Below are 15,294 nucleotides of genomic sequence, written 5' to 3'. Positions count from 1 at the left end.
CCCACTGGGCAGTCCGCCGGCAGCGGACTGCTTTCCGTTCCAGTGCTCTTTCAATAGGAGAAAGCCGGATGAAAAGTGAAACCGTAAGATAAAATCCACAAACCGTAAGATAACCTTCACAAAACGTAAGATAGAAACACAAAATCATAAGATAGCCGGCCAAAATCATCAGATACAACCGCACCCAAGCGAGCCAACCCATTATTACCCAAAATCGGGCGGCATTTGCCGCCCACTGGGCAGTCCGCCGGCAGCGGACTGCTTTCCATTAAAAATGCCTTTTTCTCTTGAAGAGAGTTGGAAGAAAAGTGGATTCGTAAGATAAGAAGCGCAAACCGTAAGATACAACTCGGAAACCGTAAGATACAACCCGCAAAACGTAAGATAGAAACACAAAATCATAAGATAGCCGCCCAAAATCAGAAGATAGACCCCCCAGCCACTCAACCCACTACCACACACCCTAGATTCCCCCACCTCTTCAGGGTACAATCAATTAAAAGCACTACCCAAAGGAGAGCACCCATATGAAAATTATCAAAGCAGACATCTATTCAGTGAACTTTCCATTAAAAGAGCCGTTCATCATTTCCTATGCGAGTTATCCGAACATGGCGGCGATCATTCTCCGGCTGGAGACGGATACCGGGCTTGTCGGTTACGGCGAGGCGGTACCGGATGAGCATGTGACGGGGGAGCAGGTGGACGCGGCGTTCGAGATGCTGAAAAATGTGCTGGTTCCGCTGATCCTGAACCGCAGTCCTTTCGACATCGAAGGGATCCATCAGTCGATGAATGCTTCACTGGTCGGGAACCCGGCGGCAAAGGCTGCCGTTGATATTGCCTGCTATGATCTGATGGGCAAAGCGACGGGCCAGCCGGTTTATAATCTTATCGGCGGCATGGCGCATGACAACCTGCAGTATCCGAAGGTGCTCAGCATTGAAGCGCCTGCCGTCATGGCAGACAAAGCGGTGACAGCAGTGGCGCAGGGATTTTCCAGTTTGAAACTGAAGGTGGGCCTTGATGACGCGGCGCTCGACATCGAACGGATCTACGCTGTGCGCAAAGCGGTGGGGGACGACTTGCCCATTCGGATTGACGTCAATCAAGGCTGGAAAACGGTCGGCCTGGCGGTGCAGACGATCAACCGGCTGGAAGGGGCGAATCTGACCTGGGTTGAACAGCCCATCCGGATCGGGGATATCCGCGGCCTGGCAGAAATCCGGCGCAAAGTTTCGACGCCGATCATGGCCGACGAAAGTGTGCAGTCGATGGAAGACGTGCTCGAGATCATCCGCCTGGATGCGGCGGATTACATCAACATCAAATTGATGAAAGCGGGCGGCATCTTCCCGGCTGTGCAGATGGCAAAAGCGGCGGAAGCGGCTGGCATCATCGCACAAATCGGTTCGATGGTGGAATCGTCTGTGGGATCGGCGGCCGGTTACCACGCCGTCATGGCGCGGAAGAACATTCAAAGCGCTGAACTGACAGGGCCGTTGCTGTTTGCGGAAGAAATCGGCAATTTGCATTACGAACTGCCCTACGTGAAACTCAGCGGCAAGCCGGGTCTCGGAATCGATGTCGATCCGGCTCAACTGAAAAAATTGACCTCCAAATCGGTGATAGTGGAAGGAAAGGGTGATTCTGATGGAAATTAACCAGCAAATCCTGGCCTACTTCAATCATTTCCATGCCAACCCGGAAGTGAGCTGGAAAGAATTCAGGACGACAGAGAAACTGCGGGAGATCATGAATGAACTCGACGTGAAATACAATATTTTTGATGGCGTTACCGGTTTGATTGCCGAGATTGGGCAGGGAGAAGAAATCGTCGCTGTCCGTGCGGATATCGATGCGCTCTGGCAGGAAGTCGGCGGCACGATGCAGGCCAATCATTCCTGCGGGCATGATGCCAATATGGCGATGGTGCTCGGTGCGCTGTTGTATTTGCGGAATGAAACCCTGACGAAACGTGTGCGTTTTATCTTTCAGCCAGCCGAGGAACAGGGCAATGGGTCGCTGTCCATGATTGAGCGGGGCGCGGTCGAGGGAGTCAGCCACCTTTTCGGCGTCCATTTGCGTCCGGCAGAGGAACTGCCTTTTGGTAAAGTGTCGCCAGCCCTTCACCACGGATCGGGCATTTTCCTGCGAGGCAAAATTACGGGGGAAGACGCACACGGCGCCCGTCCGCATCAGGGGAAGAATGCAATGGACGTGCTTGCAGCCATTCATCAATTCGTGAAATCGGTTTATTTTTCACCTTTCGAATCCTATTCGGCGAAATTGACGAATGTTCAGATGGGCGGCGAAAGCCTGAACATCATTCCGGGGAGCGCGACGTTCGCGCTGGACGTCCGTTCGCAATCCAATGAATTGATGGACGAATTGCGGAAACGCATCGATGAAGGCTTCGGCACCATTGGCGAGCTCTACGGCGTGCAACTCGACTGGGAATGGACCGACTTTACACCTGCGGCGGAAGTTTCCGGTGAAGCGATGGAACTGGCGCGAACAGCCATCCGGCGTGTGGTGGGGGACGAACATACTTCCGAGCCGCTGCATACACCGGGTGCGGATGATTTTCATTTCTATACGATTCGGAAGCCGGAATTGAAAGCAGCCATGATCGGTGTCGGTGCAGACCTCACACCGGGTCTCCACCACCCGGATATGACATTCAATCCCGAAGCACTGGACATCGGTGCGCGTGTTTTGGCGGAAACATTGAAGAACGCTTAAGATATTTCCCGGGAAATACTTGCTGCAACTAATGCTTAGGACCCTAACGCCGCTATTTCCAATATGATAAAGTGGACAGAGCAAAAGGAAAGCCCTCTTATAAAAGAGGGTTTTATTAATTTACCCGGAAAAAGTCCGGTTTTTTAAGTTTTAAACCCGTTTAAAGAATCTGAACAACACAGCGGGAAAGAGTTTTTGGGGGGTTCCCTTTTGCCGGCAAATGAATGAAAGAGGTTTTTCCGCACAGCTTCAAGGGTATAGACAACGAGTTTAGTTTCAACTTAGAGGAGGACAAAGGAATGGATGCAATTTTGGATGCGTTGACGTGGCTCGTTGACGAAGGAAATAATTTATTGTGGACATACATATTGATCGGTTTACTGTTAGGCCTTGGCGTCTATTTCACAATCCGCACAAAATTTGTGCAGGTTCGCCTGTTTGGCGAGATGTTCCGCGTAATCAGTGAAAAGAAAGACGGGGAAAAAGGGGTTTCGGCTTTCCAGGCCTTTACCATCTCGACCGCATCGCGCGTCGGCACGGGCAATATCACCGGCGTAGCGCTGGCGATTGCCATCGGTGGACCGGGTGCGGTGTTCTGGATGTGGATGGTCGCATTAATCGGTATGGCGACCGCATTCATTGAAAGCACGCTGGCACAGGTTTACAAAGTGCGGGACGGGGACCAGTTCCGCGGTGGACCGGCTTACTATATGGAGAAAGCGCTGGGCAACCGGAAACTGGGTATCGTATTTGCGATCCTGTTGACGCTTGCTTTCGGATTCATCTTTAACTCGGTGCAATCGAATACGATTGCGCAGTCATTCGGTGATGTATTCAATATCCCGGATTGGGTTATCGGGCTCGGCTTGGTGATTCTTGCGGCAATTGTCATCTTTGGTGGCGTTCAGCGGATCGCGAAAGTGACGCAAGTGGTCGTGCCGGTTATGGCGACACTGTACCTGATTGTTGCAATCTTTATTGTCATCACAAACATTACGGAAATTCCGGCAGTCTTCACGCTGATCATCCAGAATGCATTCGGCCTTGAAGAAGCGGTCGGCGGCGGTATCGGTGCGGCGATCATGCAGGGCGTTCGGCGCGGCCTGTTCTCGAACGAAGCCGGTATGGGTTCCGTTCCGAACGCTGCAGCATCGGCAAACGTTTCGCACCCGGCAAAACAGGGGCTCGTGCAAAGCCTGGGTGTATTCTTCGATACGATCGTCATCTGTTCGGCGACGGCATTCATCATCATTCTTGCCGATCTCTACAGCACAAGTGAGGCGGAAGGAATCTTGCTCACGCAGGACTCGCTTGGCGTCCACGTGGGTGACTGGGCTCCTTACTTCCTGGCTGTTGCGATTCTGTTCTTCGCGTTCAGCTCGATCATCGGGAATTATTATTACGGGGAAACAAACATCGAATTCATCAATGCGCACAGCGGCTGGTTGACAGCTTACCGTTTCGGCGTGCTGGCAATGGTCATGTTCGGTGCGCTCGCGCAGGTCAGCCTTGTATGGAATATGGCCGATCTGTTCATGGGCATGATGGCGGTGCTCAACCTGGTTGTTATTGCACTATTGGGTGGCACGGCGTTCAAAGTCTTGGATAATTATACTGCACAAAGAAAAGCGGGCAAAAATCCCGAGTTTTATGCCAAAGACATTCCAGGTTTGAAGAATACGGAATGCTGGGGCGAGGACCGCGACTAAAACGTAAAAAACAGGAGAAAGCCCTTCAGACCAACGTCTGAAGGGCTTTTTTGCTGTCTACATTCAAAGGAATAAATCCTTGAATTAACCAGAAGAAGACCATTAGGAAACGAAAAGTACCCTTCTTTACCAATAATAAACATCAAATTGCTACTTGTTACACAACTGTAATATAACTGTAACTTATTTTTATGTTTATTCTGTTAGTATTTAAAATGTGAAACAAAGGTATTTCAGTAAAAGAAAATTTGATTCGGTGTCTGATCAACATCCAGAATCCACTAACTTATAGAGGTGACGATTTGAAGAAACGTATAATGCTAATGATGATTGCTGTTCTATTAATTTCCGCAGCACCAATAATGACTAGTGAAGCAGAAGCCAGTGGCGCAACACCAGACCAGATTGCAGAATATGCTCTTAAATTTAAAGGCGTTCCATACCAATGGGGCGGTACAACACCTTCAGGATTCGATTGTTCAGGCTACATCTTATATGTCTACAAACATTTCGGCATCAGCTTGCCAAGAACATCAGCAGAACAATTTAACGTAGGCACAGCAGTTTCCAAGAGCAACCTTAAAAATGGTGATTTAGTATTTTTCGCAAATACATATAAGCCGGGAATCTCACATACAGGAATCTACATCGGAAATGGCAATGTCATTTCAGCTGAAAGCCAGGGAATCTCAATCTCAAATATTAACACGAACCCATATTGGGCACCTAAATATGCAGGCGCTAAACGCTTGCCTGGCGTCAAAGAAGTGGTAACACAAACTTCAGCACCAGCACCAGCACCTGCTCCTGCACCGGCACCAAAACCTGATCTTCCAAAAGGTCAGTACTACGATGTTTCGAAAAGCTACTGGGCTTATAACCCGATCACGGACTTGAGCCTGAAAAACATCATCACAGGTTATGACCACAGCGAATTCAAGCCAACAAACTCTGTCACAAGAGCAGAAGCTGCAACAATGATCGCAAAATCATTGGGAATCGCACCAGTTGCCGGTACATCATTTAATGATGTTTCTTCCAAGCACTGGGCAGCAGGCTACATCAACGCAGTTCATAAACAAGGCATCATCGGTGGACGCAGCCCGGGTTACTATGCACCGGACGCGAAAATCACACGTGCTGAAATCAGCGCATTGCTGACAAGAGCTTACGCAATGAAAGCATCAAGTACATCAGCATCTTTCTCAGACATCAATGGCCACTGGGCTGAAGCTTCAATCATCAAAGTTGCTTCAAGCAACTTGGCTAAAGGCTACGATGACGGATCATTCAAACCGGATGCCAATGCAACAAGAGCTGAATTCGCGCAGTTCATCTACAACTCAATCAACCAATAAAATGTTGAACCGCCTGCCCCTTTCAGGGACAGGCGGTTTTTTTGGTTTTTTTGATGTGAGGGGTAAGTGAATAAATGAAGTTAATAGAAGAGGTATTTTCCCGGGGGAGTGGGGTGGTTCACTTGGGTGTAGGGTTAGCTGTCGTATAGCGGAGTTTACCTGTCGTATAAACTGATTTACCTCACGTATAGCTGCGGTTAGCTACCGTATAGCGGAGTTTACCTCACGTATAACCGATTTTACTTAACGTGCCGGCTCTTCCTCCGGCTCTCATCAAAAGAAACGTGCACCCGAACGGAAAGCAGTCCGCTGCCGGCGGACTGCCCAGGGGGCGGCGCCCGATCCAATCAAATAGTGGGTTGACTCTCCCGGGTGGAGTTGTATCTGATGATTTTGGGCGAGTATCTGATGATTTTGCATTTCTATCTTACGTTTTTTGAGTTGTACCTTACGGTTTGCGATTCTTATCTAACGAACGCAAATTCCCTCTGGCTCTCACCGGGAGAAACGTGCATCTGAAAGGAAAGCAGTCCGCTGCCTGCGGACTGCCCAGGGGGCGGCGCTGCAGGCACCGCCCGATCCAATCAAATAGTGGGTTGGCTCTCCCGGGTGAAGTTGTATCTGATGATTTTGGGCGAGTATCTTATGATTTTGCATTTCTATCTTACGTTTTTTGAGTTGTATCTTACGGTTTGCGATTCTTACCTAACGAACGCAAATTCCCTCCGGCTCTCATCAAAAGAAAAGGGCATTCGAACGGAAAGCAGTCCGCTGCCGGCGGACTGCCCAGTGGGCGGCGCTGCGGGCACCGCCCGATCCAATCAAATAGTGGGTTGACTCTCCTGGGTGGAGTTGTATCTGATGATTTTGGGCGAGTATCTTATGATTTTGCATTTCTATCTTACTTTTTTTGAGTTGTATCTTACGGTTTGCGGTTCTTATCTAACGAACGCAAATTCCCTCTGGCTCTCATTAAAAGAAAAGGGCATTCGAACGGAAAGCAGTCCGCTGCCGGCGGACTGCCCAGGGGGCGGTGGCCCTGCCACCGCCCGAACACTACCGGGTTGCGGGTTGGCTCGCTTGGATCGGGGGTTACCTACCGTATAGCGAAGTTTACCTCCCGTATAACCACTTTTACCTAACGTGCCGACTCCTCCTCACCCGTAGCGTGCTCCTGTCTACCCCCACAAAAAAGAGAGCCACGCTACTGCGCGGCTCTCTTTCAAATACTCTTATTTTATTGCAGCATCAGGGATTTGCTTAAGATTTCCGCATTTTCGGCCCGTGAAATGGAAGCTTCGGGGCGGAAGGTGTTGTCGATGTCGTAGCCTTGGACGATGCCGTTTTCATAAGCGGCCTGGATTGCTTCGGCGTAGTATTTCGTCGCGCTGACATCGGAAAACGTGTTGTCGCCCGATGACGTGAGTTCAAATATGCGTTTCATGATGACGGCCATGTCGCCGCGTTTAATCGGTGCCGCCGGCTGGAAGTTGCCGTTTGGCAAGCCTTTGATGTAGCCGAGCTCATATGCTTTGTTGATATAGCCTGCTGAATAGGAGCCAGTTTTGACGTCATTGAAATAATGGCTTGCGGCATCGGTTTTCAGGCCGAGCGCACGTCCGATCATGGTCATTGCATCGGCGCGTGTAATGGTGGCAGCCGGACGGTAAGTGCCGTCAGGGTAACCGGTAACGATGCCGCGGTCAAAAATGTATTGGATCGACTCGCTGTACCAGAAATTTGTGCGCAGATCAGGGAACAGGGCCACCTTTGCTTGAAGGGACTGAACCATGCCGTTTCCAAATGACTGGTCTCGGCCAACTGGACCGAGGTCAATGCCGGCGCGCTTGACTGTTTCGCGCAATTGGCTGTTCGTCAAATGCGGGAAAGCTTCCATATACTGCGCGAAAATCGCAGCGACGAATGGGGTGGAGACGGAGGTTCCTTCGCTTGTTTCGTAATCGTCGTGAGTGGCTGTTTTGGTTGTGGAGAAGGTGCTGTAGATTCCTTCGCCAGGCGCCACGAGCTCAACGGAAGGTCCGGTGTATGAGAAACCGGACCGCTTGTTGTTTGTATCGGTGGATCCTACAGCGATGACAGTGGGATAACGTGCCGGATAAAGGACATCGTCCCCATACTGGACAAAGTTCAGGTTGGAATCGACAGTCTCGATATTGCCGGCTGCCGCGACTACGACAATGCCAAGGTCATCCGCTTTTTTCAGCATAGCCTGCAGCTCAGGGACATGAATGCCGGTTGTCAGGCTGAGGTTTATTATGTCCATTTTCTGATCGATGGCCCATTGGACACCGTTCAACACGTCTTCCAATGTTCCGGCACCGTTGCTTGCCAGCACTTTTACGGAATACAGCTCGGCATCAGGGGCAGCCCCGACCACGCCGAACGTATTATTCAACGCTCCGATGACGCCCGCTACGTGAGTTCCGTGTCCGGCACCGTCGATAAATGGTGAAGAGTCGATAATCATCGAAGCCCCGCCGGCCACTTCCAAATCAGGGTGCTGTGAATTGATGCCGGAATCGATGACAGCGATTTTTACACCTTTTCCTGTATAGCCCGCCTTTAATGCACTTGGTGCTTTAATGTGCTGATAGCCCCATGACGGCAATTGGGCGGCAGCTTTGAAAATTTGTTCTTCAGAAATTGCTTTTACCGAAATGTCGGTGTCGGCTTTACTGACCGTGGTGGAAGGAATTGTGGCAATGACAGAGGATATGGCATCCAACTCACTATGAACGTCTGCGCCCATTTCTTCGAGTGCCCGGTAATCGATGCCATCTTCAAACGAGATGATCACCTTATCAAGATCATTTTTGGAAGCTGCTGCAAAGGATGTCGGAATGGTGGTGGATGTCACCAACACCAATAAGGCAAAAATGACCGCTGATTTCTTCAATGAATTCCCTCCTTGATTCTAATGTGTAAAACAAGTATATAATAATTCGAAAAAAAACGGACTGTCTAAAGTCCGTTTTTTGAAAAAATAATGTTTTTTTATCCTGTATTACTGTTAAGGAAGACAATCGCTGTATCAAATTACGCTTTATCTTTGTTTCCAGTCGTAATAGTCTTCGATTCCTTCAGCGATTGCCCAGGCAGCGCGCTCTTTGTATGTCCAGGTAGCCAATTTGGCTGCATCGGCATCGTTTGTCAGGAATCCAAGTTCCACAAGAGCGGCAGGGAGCGGGTTGGCGGCAATAACACGGTAATCGTATTCTTTTACGCCTCTGTTAGTATGCTCCATCGCTTTGTAGAGCCGGTTTTGGATGAATGTTGCCAGCTGTTTGCTGTCGTTGGCAACAGATGCGGAATAGAAAGTCTCGGAACCGCTGACTCCCGGTGAAGCGGCATTGGCATGGATGCTGACAAAAGCATCTCCGCCATTTTTAATGCCGTAAGCAGCGCGGTAATCAAGGCTGTAGAAGACATCCGTTCTGCGGACCATCAAGACTGTGATGCCTTTTTCTTTCAACATTCTTTCGACGCGTAGTGAGACGTCAAGGTTTACATCTTTTTCTCTCAAACCGTTTGCAACTGCACCCGGATCACTTCCGCCGTGGCCGGCATCGATGACCATGACTCTTGTAGGTTTGGTTGCAGCTTTGCTTAAGTAAGAAAGGCTGAAATAGCCAGTCAGGTGGCCGGACTTGCCGTACGCCCAGCCGCCGCTGTAGCCGTATACCTGAACTTCATCGTTCGTATCAATTTGGCCCATAATACTATAGCCGGTTGAAGGGCCAGAACGGACATTCAGATTGTCTGTAGTGGAATACAATTTGTCGATCGTTGCGTTTTGGAATGCCACTTTGAATCTTGGATCCAAAGCGCGGGCAAGGAAGATTGCAAATTCTTTTCTGATTAATTTTTTCTCCGGTGAATAGTTTCCGCCGCCGGTTCCATTGGAAATGCCGGCTGTCGCGATTTTATTGACTGCCGTATAAAGGCTGTCCTGATGAGTGTCGTGCTTAATGTCGCTAAAGAACACAGCGCTTGTACTCGACAAATTGAATGCGCGGCTTAACAGGTAAGCCATTTCACCGCGTGTCATTGTCTGTTTTGGCTTGAAAGTGCCATCGGGATAACCGGTTATAATCCCTTTGTCCACAGCCGACTGGATGTAACCAGAGCTGTAGCTTGACGAACTCACATCGGAAAATCTGGTTTTTCTCTCTGTTCCATTTAATCCGAGTGCGCGGCCGATCAATGTAGCCGCCTGTTCGCGTGTTACTGAATAGTCAGGTCCAAATTGGTCATGGGAAATTCCTTTAATGAGCCCTCTATTATAGAGGTAATCAATTTCCACATCGCTTGAAGATACATCCTTAAATGGTGTCTGGGCGGATGCCGGGCTCAAACCTATACTGGAAATCACTAAAACAGCAGCGACTAAGAACAACATGACCTTACTAAAAAAACTATTCATTTTTAACATTTTCCCCTTCCGGTTCTTTTTATTTTTGTATCTCTGATGATATTATCACGTATTTATGCTATTTTATGTATTTTTTTATAAAATAAGCATTAAGTCTAGTTTAAAAGTCAAATTTCAAAATTAGTATCTGGTACACAAGACTATTTAATCTATAAATCTCCGCTTTATATATATTCGCCTAAAGTTTGGAATTTACCTTCCTAGAATTTTATAAAAAATTGGGTTTTATTAAAAAATACGACATTTTATCAACTTTTAGTGACTTTTAGATGATATACTCTTTTTTAAGCATTGGTTATATCTGAATGAATAATTGGTTAAATTTAGATATATTGATGTATAGTTTGCCGCAGAGAAATGATATAAAGTTTTATCAGGCCATGTAAGTGCACCTTATATGGAAGAATTACTGATTTAAACAGAAAAAGGGGGATTCATCACAGAATGAAGAAAACAGCAATATTTTTAATGGTATTTTTATTAGTCCTTTCGTCGCTCGCTCCATCGCAAACAAGTGCAGCAGATGATTTAACAGGGTATTTATATGAAGAGGAAATGCGTGAGCTGATCGAACTTGGCGTATTGAACGGCTATCCCGATGGTACTTTTCGTCCGAAAAGCGAAGTAACACGTGCAGAGTTTGCGAAAATGGTTGTGAAATCATTTGAACTCGAATCGGAAGTCCAAAGCGCTGAATTCACAAGTGCTGCGGAAACTGAAATGACTTTTACAGATGTACCGGCAGATAAATGGTTCGCTGTTCCAATCCTGGATGCTGTTAAAGCCGGGATTGTAAACGGGTATCCGAACAACACGTTCAAACCGAATGACCTGATCACCCGTGAACAAATGGCGAGTATGGTATCACGTGCGATGAGTGCAAAAGGGATTATCACGGACATGAAAGATGTTCCGGAAATGTCTTTCACAGACACAGCGTCAATCCACAACGACCATAAAGAAGATGTCAGAATCCTGACGCATCTTGGAATCGTAAAAGGGAATGAAAACAACACGTTCGTCCCACAAGGAAAATCTGAACGCTGGATGGTGGCATTGCTTATGCTGAGAAGCCGAGAGATCGTATTCCCGCCAGTACCGAAAGAATTTCAAGCTTCATCTATAAAAGATGGTGTAACAACAGTTATGGAAGAATTTGATACTTTTGCTGATGCTCAAAAATATGTAGCCAACAGCACAGATGTTCAGGTTGTCGAACGCAGCAGCCAGATCCTATGGATGAAAGGCGATGGATTGGCAGTAGCCAATAAATTCGTCGAGGTATTCCCAACGGAAACTCTGAAAACAGACTGGAATACGAAATACCGTCCGTATGTAACTGCGAACGCGGAAATGAAATATCTTGGAGCAACCGCACACTACGTGAAAGTGGAGTTGGCCGGCAAAGTTGGCTATGTTCCAACAAGTACCGTTAACTTGTATCCGGAGCAATTGCTGACAGGCCAGTCTTATTATCAAAAGACGACTAATGGCGAATTGATCCATTATATTTATAACCACAATACAAAAGCATATGCGACTGCCGGAATCATCGGCACAGCGCCTGCAGAATTTGTGGCCGGCACGAAGTATTACAGCTGGGATGGGGCGAACTTCACGGATGCCACTGGCAAGAAAGTGACGGAATCCCATCAGTATTTCAACAAATTGCAGCTTGCCACAAAAACGAATTACACAGCTGAAGAGTTAGATCTTTACCTTGAAGAAGCCTTCCCTTACTACAACAAAAAAGTCCACGGCAAGGTATGGACTGAAAGCCCGCTTGTAGGGACAGGCGAATTCTTCAAAGCAGTCGAAGAAGAGTACAAAGTGAATGCTTTCTATCTGCTGGCTCATGCATTGCATGAAAGCCAATGGGGTACAAGCTTGATCGCACAGGATAAAAAGAATTTATTCGGATTGAATGCCGTTGATGGCGATGCTTATAACGGCGCGAAACTTTATGCCGACTATAAAGAGTCCATCATTCATGCTGCTCAGCACGTAAACGGCAGCTACCAGAAAGTGACTGGCACAAACTATAACGGTTCTTTCCTTGGCAACAAAGGCCTGGGCATGAACGTCCGTTACGCCTCTGACCACCTGTGGGGAGAAAAAATTGCCGGCCATATGTACAGAGCCGACAAATTCCTAGGGAAGAAAGATTTGTATGCGTACAATTTGGGAATCACGACGATTTCAGGATTGAACTTCCGCAACGCAGCAGGCGCGACTGCTGCTGATACGATTCTTTACAAAACGCCGCTTGCAGGAATTCCGGTTGTAATTCTTGGACAATCGACTGTTTCCGGAGCCACTTGGTACAATGTCATCTCGGAAAACAAAGACTATGACCAAGCATTTGTATACGGAGCAGGTTCACTCGGCACGTATGTCAAAACATTGCCAATCGCAAAATAATGAAACAGAATAATCAGGCTGGGTGCTGTGTTAAGGGTCGTTACTCCTTAACACAGCACCCTTTTTTTGTGTTATATTAAATGAGATATTTTGCCCCAAAATAAGGAGAATACATATGACCTCAAAATTCGTGAAAATACTGGGTGTGCCATTCATCAACACAACCAGGGCAGCATTCATACAGACTTTACAGAATAGAATAGAGAACAAAGAAAAAACGTTCGTTGTCACCGCCAATCCGGAAATCGTCATGCATACGCTGGATGACAGCGACTACAAAAAGACGCTTGAACGAGCGGACTTTATCACTGCGGACGGCATCGGCATCGTCAAGGCGGCCCAGTTGATCGGGCAGCCGCTGCCGGAGCGTGTCAGTGGCTACGATATGATGATGGATTTGCTCGAAGTTGCGGACGAAAAGCGTTACCGCGTCTTTTTCCTGGGAGCGGCGGACCATGTGCTGCAGGATACCCTTGCAAAAGTGAAATCCGATTATCCCGGAGTCCAGATTGCCGGCGCGCAGAACGGCTTTTTTGACTGGAACGATCCCGTATTGCCACAGATGATCAAAGACGCCAAGCCGGATCTCGTTTTTGTCGCACTCGGCTTCCCGAGACAGGAAAACTGGATCGGCAGCCACCTCGGCCATTTTAACCAGGGCGTCTTCATTGGAATCGGTGGAAGTTTCGATGTGTTATCCGGAAACGCCAAGCGGGCACCGGAAGTTTGGCAGAAACTCAACCTCGAATGGTTCTACCGGCTGGTCAAACAGCCTTCGCGCTGGAAACGCATGCTTGTGCTGCCGAAATTCGCTGTCACGGTTATCGGCAGGAAAGCCGCCAACAAGCGATGAAACATACATTGCTGAAAGGTACGATCATTCTGTCAGCGGCAGCCTTGCTGTCGAAAATCCTGGGCAGCCTGTTTCGGATTCCGCTCCAGAACATCGCCGGGGACGAAGTGCTCGGCATTTTCACGCTGGTATACCCGGTCTATATGGTGGCATTGATCCTGTCGGTTGCCGGCATTCCGATCGCCATTTCGAAACTGGTCGCTGAATCGAGGGCGCGCGGCGATGAGCAGGAAGTCAAAGACATCTTTATGACTTCCGGCATTTTGGCTGCCGTGTTCGGCATCGGCAGTTTTCTGCTCCTCTATCTTTTTTCGTACCAAATTGCCGAAGTCCTCGGTGGAAGCTCCACCCGGCCGGCGCTCATCATCGTGTCAGCCACTCTTTTAATCGCTCCATCTATGGCGGTTTACCGCGGTTATTTCCAGGGCCATGAAAATATGACCCCGACAGCCGTGTCGCAGGTGATTGAACAATTTGTCCGTGTCGGACTGATTCTTCTCATAGCGGCCTATCTTGTCCAGAACCTGTATTCGGACAGCGAAGTGGCAGGCGGAATCATGGTCGGCTCCTTCTTCGGGGCCCTGGCTTCATTTGTCTACCTCCGTTTTCTGTATGTACGCTCGGAAGTCCGCGTCAAAAAAAATCTTCCGTATAATTGGGGCCACTTCAAAAGGACGGCAAAACGCATCCTTTTTATATCAATACCGATTGCGTTCGGTGCCATTACGATGGCATTATTGAATCTCGTCGATTCGGTCACGATTCCGTCTGCACTGAAAGCCTATGAAAATACGTCGGACAACGTCAATTATTTATACGGTATCTATGGACGGGGACTCGCGCTTGTGCAGATTGTCACCGTTTTTGCCAGTTCTGTCATCCTGCCGCTCATCCCGAATATTTCGGCGAAGCTGGCGCAGAACGACACGCTCGGAACGCAGAAAGTCATTGAAAAGACCTTTTTCCTGACGTATCTGTTATCAGTTCCGGCAGCGGCAGGGCTCGTGGCATTGACCTACCCGATCAATCTGGGCCTGTTCACCGACCTGGCCGGCAGCAGCGTGCTTGCAATCATTTCCTTGAGCTCCCTGTTTACTTCGCTGACGATTCTTGGCACCGGCGTTTTGCAGGGGATCAACAAAGCGCGTCTCGCCGCCTGGCTCATCGTTGGGGGTGTGGCGGTGAAAATCGTGCTGAACCTTGTTCTCGTGAACCTCTTCGGATTGAACGGAGCGGCAATCTCCACAGTGGCTGTTTATTTCCTGCTGTTTCTTGCCAATCTTTATGTGATCCGCAAGCATGTGAAATTCGAGGCCTTCAATAAAAGAATTGCCGTCATCATTGTGGCGTCCTTAGTTATGGCGGCAGTCATCGGGCTGCCGACTCTGTTCATCGGCTTTGAAGAAGCCAGCCGCGGCTTTGCGCTGTTGTACCTGACAGCGGCAATTGCAGCAGGTGGCGTGATATATGCAGTACTGCTGTTCGCCGGCAAAGCGGTCGACAAGCAATTGTTGAGCAGCTTGCCGGTGCTGAATAAAATCTTTAAATAATACAGTTATGTTAATTTTACGTAAATCGGCGTTTTGCTTCGGCATTTGCCTATATAATAGAAGGAAGTCAGTAAGCATTAAGAAAAATATATTCATTTATGGGCCATCCCGGAACAAAGGTCACTGCGCCTTTGCTCCGGGATGTCTCTAACGATATGAGCAAAACAGTGTAGCCACGGAAACGAAGAATTCACAGTAATTGTAA

Annotated in this window: 9 protein-coding genes; 7 read left to right on the top strand and 2 right to left on the bottom strand. The window is 48.4% G+C overall.

The features are described 5' to 3' along the window. The first annotated feature begins 527 nt into the window (after nucleotides 1-527). From DIJ65_RS01205 to DIJ65_RS01190, 4 genes are all read left to right on the top strand, one after another. Complete coding sequence (locus tag DIJ65_RS01205; RefSeq protein WP_117300119.1) at nucleotides 528-1,664, top strand: mandelate racemase/muconate lactonizing enzyme family protein; 1,137 nt, start codon at nucleotides 528-530, stop codon at nucleotides 1,662-1,664. Continuing rightward, nucleotides 1,654-2,745: an amidohydrolase gene (locus tag DIJ65_RS01200; protein ID WP_117300117.1), complete on the top strand. Its 1,092-nt coding sequence runs from the start codon at nucleotides 1,654-1,656 to the stop codon at nucleotides 2,743-2,745. The genes DIJ65_RS01205 and DIJ65_RS01200 overlap by 11 nt, the downstream gene beginning before the upstream one ends. Before the next feature lie 299 nt (nucleotides 2,746-3,044). Further along, nucleotides 3,045-4,454, top strand: a complete 1,410-nt coding sequence (locus DIJ65_RS01195; protein ID WP_185959469.1) for an alanine/glycine:cation symporter family protein — start codon at nucleotides 3,045-3,047, stop codon at nucleotides 4,452-4,454. Nucleotides 4,455-4,756: 302 nt separating this feature from the next. After that, on the top strand, nucleotides 4,757-5,812 hold the full coding sequence (locus DIJ65_RS01190; protein WP_230321291.1) for a C40 family peptidase: 1,056 nt from the start codon (nucleotides 4,757-4,759) through the stop codon (nucleotides 5,810-5,812). Between the two features lie 1,237 nt (nucleotides 5,813-7,049). On the opposite strand, the gene DIJ65_RS01185 is transcribed toward DIJ65_RS01190, so the two are convergent. Then, complete coding sequence (locus DIJ65_RS01185) at nucleotides 7,050-8,729, bottom strand: S8 family peptidase (RefSeq protein ID WP_117300109.1); 1,680 nt, start codon at nucleotides 8,727-8,729, stop codon at nucleotides 7,050-7,052. Nucleotides 8,730-8,876: 147 nt separating this feature from the next. Next, nucleotides 8,877-10,256, bottom strand: coding sequence for an N-acetylmuramoyl-L-alanine amidase (locus DIJ65_RS01180; RefSeq protein ID WP_117300107.1), 1,380 nt, complete (start codon nucleotides 10,254-10,256; stop codon nucleotides 8,877-8,879). 453 nt (nucleotides 10,257-10,709) lie between these two features. Here DIJ65_RS01180 and DIJ65_RS01175 point away from each other — a divergent pair, with 453 nt between their 5' ends. From DIJ65_RS01175 to DIJ65_RS01165, 3 genes are all read left to right on the top strand, one after another. Beyond that, nucleotides 10,710-12,686 (top strand): S-layer homology domain-containing protein, encoded by a 1,977-nt coding sequence (locus tag DIJ65_RS01175; protein WP_117300105.1) that lies wholly within the window; start codon nucleotides 10,710-10,712, stop codon nucleotides 12,684-12,686. Between the two features lie 115 nt (nucleotides 12,687-12,801). Then, nucleotides 12,802-13,539: a WecB/TagA/CpsF family glycosyltransferase gene (locus DIJ65_RS01170; RefSeq protein WP_117300103.1), complete on the top strand. Its 738-nt coding sequence runs from the start codon at nucleotides 12,802-12,804 to the stop codon at nucleotides 13,537-13,539. Continuing rightward, nucleotides 13,536-15,089, top strand: a complete 1,554-nt coding sequence (locus DIJ65_RS01165) for a putative polysaccharide biosynthesis protein (protein WP_117300101.1) — start codon at nucleotides 13,536-13,538, stop codon at nucleotides 15,087-15,089. The genes DIJ65_RS01170 and DIJ65_RS01165 overlap by 4 nt, the downstream gene beginning before the upstream one ends. Nucleotides 15,090-15,294: the final 205 nt, after the last annotated feature.

Origin of the sequence: Planococcus salinarum (genome assembly GCF_007004625.1) — a bacterium.
Taxonomy (GTDB): domain Bacteria; phylum Bacillota; class Bacilli; order Bacillales_A; family Planococcaceae; genus Planococcus; species Planococcus salinarum.
This window is presented reverse-complemented; position numbering and strand designations above follow the sequence as displayed.

Excerpts from the sequence above, each read along its gene's own strand:
- DIJ65_RS01180 (WP_117300107.1), bottom strand. The coding sequence starts at position 10,256 with ATGAATAGTTTTTTTAGTAAGGTCATGTTGTTCTTAGTCGCTGCTGTT.
- DIJ65_RS01170 (WP_117300103.1), top strand. The coding sequence starts at position 12,802 with ATGACCTCAAAATTCGTGAAAATACTGGGTGTGCCATTCATCAACACA.
- DIJ65_RS01205 (WP_117300119.1), top strand. The coding sequence starts at position 528 with ATGAAAATTATCAAAGCAGACATCTATTCAGTGAACTTTCCATTAAAA.
- DIJ65_RS01195 (WP_185959469.1), top strand. The coding sequence starts at position 3,045 with ATGGATGCAATTTTGGATGCGTTGACGTGGCTCGTTGACGAAGGAAAT.
- DIJ65_RS01165 (WP_117300101.1), top strand. The coding sequence starts at position 13,536 with ATGAAACATACATTGCTGAAAGGTACGATCATTCTGTCAGCGGCAGCC.
- DIJ65_RS01175 (WP_117300105.1), top strand. The coding sequence starts at position 10,710 with ATGAAGAAAACAGCAATATTTTTAATGGTATTTTTATTAGTCCTTTCG.
- DIJ65_RS01200 (WP_117300117.1), top strand. The coding sequence starts at position 1,654 with ATGGAAATTAACCAGCAAATCCTGGCCTACTTCAATCATTTCCATGCC.